The 12,715-nt window shown below is 35.3% G+C and carries 11 protein-coding genes; 8 read left to right on the top strand and 3 right to left on the bottom strand.

Features of this window, described 5'->3' with window-relative positions; translation table 11 throughout:
• Window positions 1-52: 52 nt before the first annotated feature.
• Window positions 53-817, bottom strand: coding sequence for a pyrroline-5-carboxylate reductase (proC, locus tag ATN92_RS12860; protein ID WP_056955073.1), 765 nt, complete (start codon window positions 815-817; stop codon window positions 53-55).
• A gap of 138 nt (window positions 818-955) precedes the next feature.
• Between proC and ATN92_RS12855 the strand changes: the two genes are divergently transcribed.
• Window positions 956-1,666 carry a DUF975 family protein gene (locus tag ATN92_RS12855; RefSeq protein WP_056955074.1) on the top strand — a complete coding sequence of 237 codons (711 nt, stop codon included), beginning with the start codon at window positions 956-958 and terminating at the stop codon, window positions 1,664-1,666.
• A 55-nt stretch (window positions 1,667-1,721) separates the two neighbouring features.
• Here ATN92_RS12855 and ATN92_RS12850 read toward each other — a convergent pair whose 3' ends face one another.
• Complete coding sequence (locus ATN92_RS12850; protein WP_056955076.1) at window positions 1,722-2,480, bottom strand: MerR family transcriptional regulator; 759 nt, start codon at window positions 2,478-2,480, stop codon at window positions 1,722-1,724.
• Window positions 2,481-2,615: 135 nt separating this feature from the next.
• Between ATN92_RS12850 and thiD the strand changes: the two genes are divergently transcribed.
• Window positions 2,616-3,425, top strand: a complete 810-nt coding sequence (thiD, locus tag ATN92_RS12845) for a bifunctional hydroxymethylpyrimidine kinase/phosphomethylpyrimidine kinase (RefSeq protein ID WP_056955079.1) — start codon at window positions 2,616-2,618, stop codon at window positions 3,423-3,425.
• A 29-nt stretch (window positions 3,426-3,454) separates the two neighbouring features.
• Entirely contained in the window at window positions 3,455-4,498 is a 1,044-nt protein-coding gene (locus ATN92_RS12840; RefSeq protein WP_056955081.1) for a hypothetical protein, read from the top strand.
• A 42-nt stretch (window positions 4,499-4,540) separates the two neighbouring features.
• Here the strand turns inward: ATN92_RS12840 and ATN92_RS12835 are convergent, their stop codons facing one another.
• On the bottom strand, window positions 4,541-5,269 hold the full coding sequence (locus ATN92_RS12835) for a DUF554 domain-containing protein (protein WP_056955083.1): 729 nt from the start codon (window positions 5,267-5,269) through the stop codon (window positions 4,541-4,543).
• Between the two features lie 121 nt (window positions 5,270-5,390).
• Here ATN92_RS12835 and ATN92_RS12830 point away from each other — a divergent pair, with 121 nt between their 5' ends.
• The 5 genes from ATN92_RS12830 to cydC all read left to right on the top strand — a co-directional run bounded on the left by ATN92_RS12830 (window position 5,391) and on the right by cydC (window position 12,511).
• Complete coding sequence (locus ATN92_RS12830) at window positions 5,391-6,281, top strand: LysR family transcriptional regulator (protein WP_056955085.1); 891 nt, start codon at window positions 5,391-5,393, stop codon at window positions 6,279-6,281.
• Window positions 6,282-6,589: 308 nt separating this feature from the next.
• A complete protein-coding gene (locus ATN92_RS12825) occupies window positions 6,590-8,032 on the top strand; it encodes a cytochrome ubiquinol oxidase subunit I (protein WP_056955087.1) in 1,443 nt (480 codons plus the stop codon).
• On the top strand, window positions 8,029-9,042 hold the full coding sequence (cydB, locus tag ATN92_RS12820) for a cytochrome d ubiquinol oxidase subunit II (protein WP_054642718.1): 1,014 nt from the start codon (window positions 8,029-8,031) through the stop codon (window positions 9,040-9,042). The genes ATN92_RS12825 and cydB overlap by 4 nt, the downstream gene beginning before the upstream one ends.
• Window positions 9,042-10,775 carry a thiol reductant ABC exporter subunit CydD gene (gene cydD, locus ATN92_RS12815; protein ID WP_056955089.1) on the top strand — a complete coding sequence of 578 codons (1,734 nt, stop codon included), beginning with the start codon at window positions 9,042-9,044 and terminating at the stop codon, window positions 10,773-10,775. Before cydB ends, cydD begins: the two co-directional genes overlap by 1 nt.
• Window positions 10,772-12,511 carry a thiol reductant ABC exporter subunit CydC gene (gene cydC, locus ATN92_RS12810; RefSeq protein WP_056955091.1) on the top strand — a complete coding sequence of 580 codons (1,740 nt, stop codon included), beginning with the start codon at window positions 10,772-10,774 and terminating at the stop codon, window positions 12,509-12,511. The genes cydD and cydC overlap by 4 nt, the downstream gene beginning before the upstream one ends.
• Window positions 12,512-12,715 lie beyond the last annotated feature (204 nt).

Below are 12,715 nucleotides of genomic sequence, written 5' to 3'. Positions count from 1 at the left end.
CAGATATTAAAAATATATCTGAACTAATCGGATTTTTTGATTATTGGATCAATTACTCTTCGGCTGCATCAACAGCTTTAATAACAGCATTTCTAAAACCATATTCTTCTAGCGCAGCCACACCGCGAATTGTTGAGCCACCTGGTGAAGTAACCTCATCTTTCAAGGCAGAAACATTTAGTTCTGATTGTTTAGCTAACTTACTAGCACCAATAGCCATACCGATAGCAGCATCATAAGCCAACTTACGATTTAAACCATGCTTTACACCTGCATCACTCAAAGCTTCGATGAAGACATCCAAGAAGGCTGGTGAACAACCAGCAACTGTTCCGAGAATTCCTAGTTGATTTTCAGGGACTTCAACTAATTGACCTGTATATCCCATGATTGAAGCAACTTTCTTCTTATCAGCGTCCTCAAAATCGTTTGAGTAAGTGATTCCAGTAAACCCTGCTCCAACTTTAACCGGAGTATTAGGAATGGCATGAGCAACCTTGGCATCACCTAATACCTGTTTCAAATGAGAAATTGTAGCACTACCGGTGAAAGCTACAACCAATTTGCCTGCTACAATCTCTTTTAGTTCTTTCAAAACACCGTCCAAAGCATTAGCTCCAACGGCAATGAAAATAACATCAGTATCTTCTAATTGTTTAACTTTTTTAACTACTTGGAATCCCAACTGTTCACCTAAAAGGTTGGCATGGTTAGAATGACCACCTTTAACAATTATTTCATCCGCATTAAACCCATTTTTAATAAAGCCCGTTATAACGGCTCCACCGATACTACCGGCTCCAATAAATCCAATCATAAAATCTTCTCCTTTATACGGTCTATTGGCTTTATTATAAACGAAAATGATTTTGAAATAGTAACAATATCCATTCTTAATTAGTTTCGATTTTTTCATAATTAATGTATGATTAATTTTTTAGGAGGATATAAATATATGCAAAGGTATAAAACAAGGTATGAATTAAAAACTGAAGTAAAATCACTTTTACAGGGTAATTGGTCCAGAGCAGTTCAACTTTACTTAATTCCGGTCATTGTTATGATCATTAACATTAATGTCAGCCGTTCTAACTCAACTGATGCCATGAAAGATGCTGTTTATAACAATGGTGGTGCTTTTTCAAGTTTACTCTCAACCAGTTTAACTTCTTACATTATCAGTTTAGTTGTTTTATTAATCTCACTATCGAGTGCTTTCAGAGGATTAGATTGGATTGAAGATCCTCAACTAGATTTTCAACCCATCAAAAGTAATTTCACCTATTTCAGAAGTCCTGATTGGTGGAAACTAATTTTAATCTATATTCTCGTAGGTATTTTTTCATTCTTATGGACCTTATTATTAATTGTTCCTGGTATTATCAAGATGATGGCATACTCTCAAACTTACTTTATCTATAAAGATCTCAATGATCGTGGTGAAGCTGATGGGCTTACATTAACTGATTACATTACTCGTAGTCGTCGATTAATGGTTGGTAATAAAGGTCGTTACTTCGTAATGCAACTTAGTTTCTTAGGATGGTGGATTCTAGGTAGTATCACATTGGGTATTGGTTTCATCTGGATCTATCCATACTACAAATTGACTATGGCTAACTTCTATCGTGACTTAGTTGATAAAAATGCAGCAAATAATATTTAATGAAAAAAGAGCAAATCATTTGATGATTTGTTCTTTTTATATAACGCCGTTATATCTATTTGGTGTACTTATAAATGACATCCCGTAACAATTGGACAACCTCAGTATTAGCCTTATCGTCATAATATTTAGCAAACCGTTTATCTTCTACATACAGGTCAACTAATCCTCGATGCATTTTCTCATTATATTTAGGCCACGTATAAGTTAACCATTGCTTATGTTCTTCAAAAATCTTTTTAGCCAAATCTGAATTCAAGTCTGGATGTTTTTTCAATTCAACTAAATTCTGAATCAATTCTATCTCTAAGTTATTCATAGCTTGATATTTTTCTTCACTCAACTTAGCAAACTTATCATTAGAAGTATTAATGACTTCTTCACCGTAATCCTTACGAATTTCTTGACCAAATTTTTGCTCATTTTCCTTTATTTTTATCTGTTTGAAAGTATTGAATTTCTCAGTATCAGTCATTTTAATTTCTCCTTGGAAACTCTTAATAGTCATATTGATATTTGTTAGGAGATCATCCAACTCATCGCGCTTAGCTTTTAAAAGTTTTTGTTGCTCTTTTAAAGCTTGTAGTCGTGAAAAATCAGGATCATTGATTAGTCGTTTGATTTGATCTAATGGGAAGTCAAGAGCCCTGTAAAAGAGAATCTGTTGCAATTTATTTACGTTTTTTTTATCATAAATTCTATAATTCTTTTCATTAACTTCACTGGGTTTCAACAAACCAATTTGATCATAATATCTTAATGTACGCGTACTCACACCAGCCAATTGTGCTAATTTTTTTATTGTATATTTCATAAATAAATCTCCTAACAATTTCGATTTTAAGGGATTACGTTACGTCAAGGTCAAGGGAAATATGATAAATCCCCCTCACAAATTCACGCTTTCTGTTAATATAAAGGAAACAATTAATTAGGTGGGTGACTAACATTGAATAAATTTATTCAAGTACTAACTATTGCTGGTTCTGACTCTGACGGTAGTGCCGGTGCACAAGCTGATCTAAAGACTTTTATGGCTCGTGGCGTTTATGGTATGTCAGTTTTAACTGCTGCCGTTGCCGGTAACTCTTACGGTATTCACGATAGCGTAAATATGCCAGCCAAGTTTATTAATAGCCAAATCAATGATATTAAAGATGATTTTAAAGTTTCTGCTTTCAAGACAGGTATGCTTTCTGATTCTGAAATCATTCACACTGTCGCTGAAGCCATCAAGGATAAGCCTTTTGGTGCTTTTGTTCTTGATCCAGTTATCATCACAAAACATGGAGCCATGCTTTTAGAAGCTGAAGCTTACCAAACTTTGATCGATGAATTGTTCCCATTAGCCGATTTAATTACTCCTAATTTTTACGAAGCTAAAAAACTTTCTGGATTAGAATTGAATAATAAAGAAGAAATTATTAAGGCTGCGCATAAATTACGCAATTTAGGACCAAAAAATATTATGATAAAGGGTGAACATAGTGACGACTCAATCAGTGAAGTTGAAGACTACGTTCTACTAGAAGATGGCGAATCTTTCTGGATCTCTGAACCCTTTGTAAAAACTGATCATATCAACGGTACTGGTGATACACTATCATCATGTATCGTAGCTGAAATTGCTAAGGGCAAGAGTATGGAAGATGCTATCAGAATTGCTAAAACATTTACTTACAATGCTATTAAAAATGAAATTGATGTCGGACATAAATATGGTCCTATTAACCATTTTATAAAGGATGATATACAATAGTATTTGTTAGTAAAATCGGAGGTTTCTTTATGGTAAGAATAACAAAAATTTCTGCCGGTATTTTATTGCTTATACTATCTATTATCCTAATGGTTAAGTCCGGATTTGAAGGCTTTATTGCTGCTCTAGTTGGTACAGGTGCCATTGGTGGTGCCGCTGGTATTTTGATGGCAATAACTTATATTATCTCGGCTGCAATTTACATCTTAACTAACCGTACGTATAGTATGGTTCCTGATATCGTAGGCTTTATCATCCTGATTCTTGGTGGACTAATGGGCCTCTTCAATGCCAACATGCCTGGTGCAGGTTTTCTAAAAATCTGGGCTTGGGTTGGTATCATTATTGGTGCAATCGATTTGATCATCGTTATCGTTGATACGATTCTCCATCCAATTCCTGAAGATGAACCTGAGGATCCTACTAATCAGTATGGAAACAATCCATATGATCAAAATCCTATGAATCAAATGAACCCAGAGCAATATAATGCACAACCGAACAATTTTAATCAACAAAATTATGGCTATAATCCTTATCAAGCTCAAAATAATCAAAACTTCAATCAACAACCTAATCCTAATCAACAATATCAGGGACAATATAACCAACAACCTATGAATCAACCGGGATTCAATCAACAAGCTCCAAACCAGATGAATCAGAATCCTAATGCAAATTTCAACGGTAATGGTAATTTTCAACAACCTATGAATAACGGTTATAACAATCAACAACAGTTTCCAAATCAATCGATGAATAATAATCAAATGTCCAATAAACCAATGAATAATGGTGGTCGCAATAATCAACAACCACAAAATAATTTTGGACAATCTCAGAATCAACAACCTATGAACGGCAACAGACGTCAATTCAATAATCAAAATTATGCACCTCAAAATAATCAAAACTTCAACCAACCAAGACCTAACTTACAACAGAGATTTGGCAATCAAAACCAAACTCCAAATGGGCAACAACAATTAGGTCAACCACAAAATCCTTATGGTCAAAATCCAGGAAATAATGGAAATGTTGGCTCAAGAAGTCGTAGTAATCGTCACAATTAATAAAAAGACACCAATTCACTTATCTGAATTGGTGTCTTTTTATTAATGGATCAACGGCACAATAACATTGGTCCATAACCATGAAATTGGCATAATAACTATCATGATAGGAATCATATCCGCGGTTGGAAACATTTTAATTTTCGTAATCCGAAAACCACTGGCTAACATTAAAACTCCCCCAGTGGCTTTAAAATCAAGAATCATATCAGGCGTAGTTAATGGAACAATGAAATTAGCAAGAGAAAATATTATTGTTAGAATGATAATCTGTGGAACGGCTATTAGTGAAACCACTGCACCTAAATTAGCACCAAAAATAACAGCTGCAAAAAAATCAAGAATGGACTTCGATATCAAAATTGTCGCATCACCATTAATTCCCTCAGTAAGGGTACCGTAAATTCCTGTACCACTAGCACAAAATAGAACGATCACAGTTACTAACGTAGTCTCAAAAGTTACTTGATCCATCTCTGATGGTGCATTAATAAATTTCGAAATGAAATGTTGCATTCCTTGGGCACCACGATTGATAGCTTTTCCCAAATGAAAAATAATTCCTAAACTAGTTCCAAGTATGACAGCAAAAACAACGGCTGCTAAATTTTTCATAGGAGCAATTGCATAAATTCCCATACAAATCGAACAGAGACTGAAAGTCATATTAAGACCTTCTTTAAAACTATCCGACATTATTTCACCGCCTAAGGCTCCAGCAATTCCACCGAAAAGGATGGCACAAACATTCGTTATAATCCCGATTGGCATAGAAAGACTCCTTGCATTTAATAAAATATAATCACAAGTAAAAGTCTAATAACCATCAAAACAAAGAACAATTCTGTTTTAGTGTTAAACTATTCAGAATAATAATAGTTAGGAGTATACGGTGGATACTAAAAAATTGGCAGTTTTCCTTGATTTGGCAAAGACACAAAATTACAGTTTAACAGCTCAAAGAATGTTTTTATCACAATCAACAATTTCAAAATACATCATGATTTTGGAAAAAAATTGGAACGTTAAATTGTTTGTACGCGCTCATCGCCAAATCAAACTAACTCGAGTTGGAAAATTAATTTTGCCTAAAGTAAAGAACGTTTTGGAAAAAGAAGCTGAATTAAACCAACTAATTGCAAGCGAAGCCTGGTTAGAAGAACGTCCATTAGTTATTCAAGGCATGCCCTCTTTATCCCAATATCAAGCATTTCATATCATAACTGACTTTGCCAAACGTTATCCAAAAATAAGATTACAGTTTAGCGAAGAAAACGTTGATAAATTGGAACATTCACTGGATCAAAAAAATGTCGATATTGTATTTACGAGAATCTTTGATAATGATTTTCCTTCTTATGATTTAATTGTCAGTGAGATGGACAGACTTGTTGTTTTAGTACCCAAAAATAATCATTTGGCTGATCAAGACTACATCACCCCCGATATGCTCAAAAGGGAATCACTATTACTTTTAAGTAACACAATAAGCATGAGTAATCCTCTTTATTCAGCTTTTCAAAACCTGCAATTACGTCCACGTGTCACTTATAACGGTCAAAGAATCGATTTGATTCTTGAAATGCTTAATCAAGGCGATGGTATTTCAATAGTAATGGACAAATCATTCGATCTTACAGGTTTTGATAATATTAAAGTCGTGCCGCTTGTACCAAAGATTACTAGTCAACTGGTATTCATGAAACAGCACGATAACACATCTAAAATTGTCGAGTTATTTTGGAACTTTGCAATAAAAGCCAACCAATGTCTTACTAATTAAGCAATTTAATCATTCCAATATCGTTATAACGGTAATATGTTAAAACAAAGTATCTTTTCGTAAAAATATCTTGCCAATAATGATGATAAAAACGATTTCAAAGGACTATATTTTAATTAGGATATTATCTTATATATGTATTTTTATTTAAGCAATCATCGTTCATTCATTGTTTTATTTATGTCACTGTTTTCAACGATGGAACCGTTTTTTCACAAGTCAAATGTGTTGCTTATAATATTAATTAATCATATGATAAATCTGTATATATTAGGGTTCTTATTATGTGTTCTAAGGAGGTTTTTACCATGCTTACTTTGGGTTTAAGCATTGTCTCTTTGGCTCGTTTTCAATTTGCGATGACAACTGTCTTCCATTTCTTCTTTGTTCCATTTTCAATCGGAATGGGCTTTTTAGTCGCTATCATGGAAACTATTTACGCCGTTAAAAAAGACAAAGTTTATTTAGATATGGCAAAGTTCTGGGGAAAGATTTTTCTCCTAAGTTTTGCTGTTGGTATAGTTACCGGTATTATTCAAGAGTTCCAATTTGGTATGAATTGGTCTGAATACTCACGTTTTATGGGTGATGTATTTGGTGCCCCACTTGCTATTGAAGCTCTTCTTGCTTTCTTCATTGAATCAGTCTTCATCGGAATCTGGATGTTCACTTGGGATCGTTTCAAACCAGGTGTTCACGCATTTATGATTTGGATGACATCTATTGGTACCATGCTTTCCGCTATTTGGATCTTAGCTGCCAATAGTTTTATGCAACATCCTACAGGTTTCAAAATTAACAACGTAACACACCGAATTCAATTAACTGATTTTGGTGCTGTGGTTAGAAATCCTCAACTTTGGAAAGTCTTCCCACACGTTATCTTAGCTGCCTTTATGACTGCTGCTGTAGTTATTGCAGGTATGAGTGCTTGGGGTCTTTTACGTAAGAAGAAAGATGAAAATCACTTCTTCAAGACTTCATTACGTTTTGGCCTATGGGCTAGTTTGATTTTTGCGCTTCTTTCAGCCGGCGCTGGTGATCTTCAAACACAACAAATCATCAAAGATCAACCAATGAAATTTGCCGCTACTGAAGGTATTTACGAAGATACTAAAGATCCTGCACCTTGGACAATTGTCGAATTGATCGATGCTAAAGATCATAAGGCAAGTGGCAAGATTGAAGTTCCAGGTGTTCTAAGTATCTTGGCTTATCATAAACTCAGTGGTTCAGTTAAGGGTATGAATTCCATTAACAAAGAATTACATGCTAAATATGATAAAAAATTTGGTAAGGACATGAACTACTTCGTTCCACCTAAGACTTTATTCTGGAGCTTCAGAGTTATGACTGGTATTGATGCTTTGATTATGCTGATTGCTCTAGTTGGATTGATCTTCTCACGTAAGAAGAAAGATACAATTGAAAATCACAAGTGGATGTTAGTTGTTCTTGGTATTGCTATCTGGCTACCATTCATCGGTAACTCTGCCGGTTGGTTTATTACCGAATTCGGTCGTTATCCTTGGATTGTTTACGGACTATTTACAATTGCTCAAGCTGTTTCACCAACTTCAACTGTTGCTAGTCTATTATTCAGTAATATCGTTTACTTCTTACTATTTACACTCTTGGGTGGCGTTATGGTTTGGTATTGCAGACAAACACTTCATCACGGTCCATATTATGAAGAAGTCGATTCCAAGCAAAACGTTGATCCATTTGCAAGGGAGGCTTTTGGAAAATGACTCTAAGTACATTATGGTTCATCATAATCGGACTCCTGTTTTCAATCTTCCTCTTTCTTGAAGGCTTTGACTTTGGTGTTGGAATGTCAACTAGATTTCTAGCTAAAGATGAACAAGAGAGAGCTGCTTTAATGTCAACTATTGGTCCCCATTGGGACGGTAACGAGACTTGGTTAGTAACTGCTGGTGGTGCAATGTTTGCCTCACTACCACTTTGGTACGCAACCTTATTCTCAGGTTATTACATTCTCTTCTTATTAGTCTTAGTTGGTTTAATCCTTCGTGGTGTTTCATTTGAATTCCACAAGCATGCCGAAACTAGAACTGGTAAAAATCTATGGATGTGGGCATTCTTTGCTGGTAGTATTATCCCACCATTCTTCCTATGTATGATTCTTTTGAGTATGGTGCAAGGTGTTCCTATCAATGCCAATGGCGATGCCTTTCCTAAATTCTTCGATGTTGTCAATCTATTATCTGTTGTTGGTGGTGTCGCAGGTGTACTTCTATCACTCGTTCACGGTCTCAACTTCATCAGATTAAGAATCGAAGGACCATTACGCGAACGTGCTCGTAAATTAAATCAAATTCTATATCCAATTCTCTTCTTAGGTGAAGTTGTCTTTGCTGTTCTTGTATTCTTACAAACAGACTTTTTTACTAAGAGATTTGGAACATCTCTTTTCATCACAGCTCTAATTGTTTTGTTCTCACTATTAGGTTACTATGGAGTCCTAAAGGATAGAGAAGGCTGGAGCTTTGTTGGTAGTGGTTTATCACTCAGCATGGTCATCGTCTTATTGTTCAATGGACTATTCCCACGTGTCATGATTGCTACAAATCCAGCACACAGTATATTAATCAAAAACGCTGCTAACTCACAATACACGTTAACAATTATGACAATTGTTGCATGTATCTTAGTTCCAATTGTGGCTATATACTTCATCTGGTCATACTCTCTATTTACAAAGAGAATAAATCCAAGGGAAAATGCGGTGAAATATTAATGATTGATAAGCGTTTATTTCGCTTACCAGGAACAAAAAAACTTCTATTGATGCTTGCAGGATTAACTCTCTTGCAAGCATTTGTTATTTTATTCCAAGGTAAGTACTTAGCAGAAGCACTAGTTAATTCGTGGGAACAAAAATCGTTACAGACCATCATTAATCCGATGATCTTGTTTGCAATTGCTTTTATTTTGAGACACTTCTTTACACTAATTAATACCAAAATCGTTGAAAGTTATGCTAGTAAAACTTCTGAGAATATCCGCTCTCAGTTGCTAAACAAGGTTTACGAAGCTGGGCCAGAAATGATTTCTGATGAAGGTACTGGTAATTTAGTTACCTCTTCCCTTGATGGAATTGATCTAGTTGAAAATTATTTCAAATTGATTTTTACCAAAATGATGAATATGTGCATCATTCCGCCTGTTTTATTGATTTATATTTACATGCAAAATATTGCTTCAGGAATTACTTTAACAATTATTGTTCCTCTAGTAATACTCTTCATGATTATTTTAGGATTGGCCGCCCAAGCTAAAGCCGATTCTCAATACAAACAATATACAATCCTTTCCAACCACTTCTTAGATGCTTTAAGGGGTCTACCAACTCTAAAAATGTTGGGTCTAAGTAAGCGCTATGCTAAGAATATTTACACAGTTAGTGATGAATATCGTCGTCGGACCATGAATACCCTCAGAATTGCCATCTTATCAACTTTTGCGCTCGATTGGTTAACTACATTAGGCATCGCTATTTTAGCCGTCTTCCTCGGTTTAGGCCTAATTAACAACAGTTTTCCACTCTTCCCTGCTTTAGTTACTTTGATCTTGGCTCCTGAATACTTTTTACCATTACGAGATTTCTCTGGAGACTATCACGCCACATTAAATGGTAAGAACGCTTTAAATTCTATTTTTGAAATTCTAGAACGTCCAAGTAAATCCGAAAGTACTGAACTTAAAGCTTTTGATTGGAATCAAGACTCACAAGTTGACATTCAAAACCTACAATTCTCATACAACGGAACTGGTCAAAATGAAGTCAGTCTAGATATTGATGAATTGAATCTTCACGGTTATCAAAAAATCGGTGTTATCGGTAAATCTGGTTCTGGTAAAACGACTTTAATCCGTACTATTGGTGGTTTTATCGTACCTGAAAAAGCTGATATTAAAATCAATCAAGAAAAAGTCGCTAATTTCAAGCAAGCCAACTGGCAAAATAAGTTAACCTTTTTGCCACAAGATCCTTATCTATTCGCCGGTTCTATTGCTAAGAACATTGCTTTTTACCGTCCTGACGCTTTACAAGAAGAAATCGAACAGGCTGCTTCAGATGCCGGTTTAGATGAATTCATCGCTACCCTTAATGATGGTTATCAAACTCTCATTGGTGAAGGTGGACGTGGTATCTCAGGTGGTCAACAACAACGTATTATGTTAGCTCGTGCCTTTCTGGCTAATGATCGTCACGTTTTGATTTTCGATGAACCAACGGCCCATCTGGATATCGAAACTGAATATGCCCTCAAAAAACCAATGGAAAAACTATTCCAAAATCATTTGGTAATCTTTGCCACTCACCGTCTGCACTGGATCAAAGAAATGGATTATGTCGTCGTTATGGATAATGGAACGATTGCTGAACAAGGTACTCCTAGCGAGTTAAGTAACCATAACGGTGCTTATTCACAATTAATCAAGAACATGCGGGGTGATCAACTATGAATTTCTTTAAAACATTCAAACATGATACTTGGGTCAAACCTTACATCAAGCAGTACAAGGGACTTTTGATTACCGCCTTACTTTTAGGACTACTGACATCTTTCTGCGCTGCAGCTTTAATGTTCACTTCTGGTTACACAATTGATAAAGCGGCTACTCACCCGGTCAATATTCTCTTGATTTACGTACCAATTCTTTTAACAAGAGCTTTTGGTATCGGACGGCCTGTCTTCAAATACGTTGAAAGACTAAAAAGCCACAATTGGGTTTTACGAGTTACTTCGGATTTAAGAACTAGACTTTATAGAACCCTTGAAAGTGACGCTTCTTTCTTTAATGAACACCACAAGACTGGTGATATCATGGGACTTTTGTCTGAAGATATCAGCCACTTACAAAATTTATATTTAAGAACTATTTTTCCAGCCGTAATAGCTTACTTGGTAACAATCATCGCTTCAATTGCTTTAGGAATCTTTAATCCGTCCTTTGGCTTCTTCGTTTTCTTATTACTATTTATCGAAGTTTTTCTAGTTCCATTATTTTCTGTAACGATTGAAAGCGCCAGAAGAGCCTACCAAAAACAAGTTAAAAGTGATCTCTACGTTCAGTTGACCGATAACATTATGGGAGTTGATGACTGGATTATTTCTGGTCGTAAAAAAGATTTTCAAAATTTAACTACTAAAAATATCGGTGACTTGGATAAGTCAAAAAACAAATCCAAAGCTTTCCGACGCAATCGTGACTTTGCTTTACAACTATTTTTCGTTGCCTTAGCAGTTTGTTTCCTAATCTTTACCAACTTAACCATGACTCACAATCAAGAACAAGCTAACTTTGTTTCAGCTGTTGTTTTAGCCATTTTCCCACTGTCAGACGCCATTATTCCTGTCAGCCAAGGATTTGAGGAATGGCCACTCTATAAGGATTCCATTCTTCGTTTGAACACTTTGAAACCAATTCAAAATCATTTACCTGAACAAGTCGATTTGAAGCCCGAAGACTTTCAAGAATTAAAATTGGATAACGTTAACTTCGAATATGATGCCGACTCACCAATCCTAATTAAGAACTTCTCACAAACGATTACTCGTGGCGAAAAATTAGCTCTCTTAGGTCCTAGTGGTATTGGTAAAACAACCATCTTACAATTGATTCTCGGTGATTTATCACCTCAAAAGGGACAAATTACCATCAATGGTATGAACGTTAATAAGATTCAAAAGAACCGAGAAAAAATCTATTCCGTACTAAATCAGAAACCATTCCTATTCAATACTACCTTGATGAATAATGTTCGTTTAGGTAATGAAAATCGTTCTGACACTGAAGTTAAAAAAGCTTTGGAACGTGTTGGACTAAAGGATTTAGTTGAATCATTACCCGATAAATATAACACCATTGTCGGCGAAAATGGTTCTCACTTCTCTGGTGGTGAACAAGAAAGAATCGCCTTAGCACGTATTCTATTGCAAGACGCACCGATCGTTTTACTGGATGAGCCGACTGTTGGATTAGATCCAATTACCGAAAATGATTTATTAAAGACCATTTTTAAAGTACTAGATGGCAAGACCATCATTTGGGTCACACATCATTTACAAGGTGTTAATCATGTTGATCAAATTGTCTTCATCAATAGTAAAGAAATTGAAATGCAAGGTTCACCAAAAGAACTCTATCAAAATAATCAACACTTCCGTGATCTTTATCAGATGGATCAAGGATTATAGTCGTTATAACGTTACATCCATTGATAACAATTTTTAATTAAAAGAACGGCCTCTATTAAGTATTCAAGCTATGCATACTTGAATCTCTTAATAGAGGCCGTTCTTATTTATTATTTAGATTTCACAATGAACTTAACAAAGTAGGATTTAGTCCGGAGCAACAAGAAAATTGGCTCAGCCATGAGATTCCCTTAGCAATTTATT

The sequence above is a fragment of the Companilactobacillus bobalius genome (assembly GCF_009764355.1).
Note: the sequence above shows the minus strand (reverse complement) of the source record. Positions and strands in the feature narration are given on the sequence as shown.

Bases quoted from the DNA above. Each gene is read 5' to 3' on its own strand.
- proC (WP_056955073.1), bottom strand. From the start codon at position 817: ATGATTGGATTTATTGGAGCCGGTAGTATCGGTGGAGCCGTTATAACG.
- ATN92_RS12855 (WP_056955074.1), top strand. From the start codon at position 956: ATGCAAAGGTATAAAACAAGGTATGAATTAAAAACTGAAGTAAAATCA.
- ATN92_RS12850 (WP_056955076.1), bottom strand. From the start codon at position 2,480: ATGAAATATACAATAAAAAAATTAGCACAATTGGCTGGTGTGAGTACG.
- ATN92_RS12840 (WP_056955081.1), top strand. From the start codon at position 3,455: ATGGTAAGAATAACAAAAATTTCTGCCGGTATTTTATTGCTTATACTA.
- ATN92_RS12835 (WP_056955083.1), bottom strand. From the start codon at position 5,269: ATGCCAATCGGGATTATAACGAATGTTTGTGCCATCCTTTTCGGTGGA.
- ATN92_RS12825 (WP_056955087.1), top strand. From the start codon at position 6,590: ATGCTTACTTTGGGTTTAAGCATTGTCTCTTTGGCTCGTTTTCAATTT.
- cydB (WP_054642718.1), top strand. From the start codon at position 8,029: ATGACTCTAAGTACATTATGGTTCATCATAATCGGACTCCTGTTTTCA.
- cydD (WP_056955089.1), top strand. From the start codon at position 9,042: ATGATTGATAAGCGTTTATTTCGCTTACCAGGAACAAAAAAACTTCTA.
- cydC (WP_056955091.1), top strand. From the start codon at position 10,772: ATGAATTTCTTTAAAACATTCAAACATGATACTTGGGTCAAACCTTAC.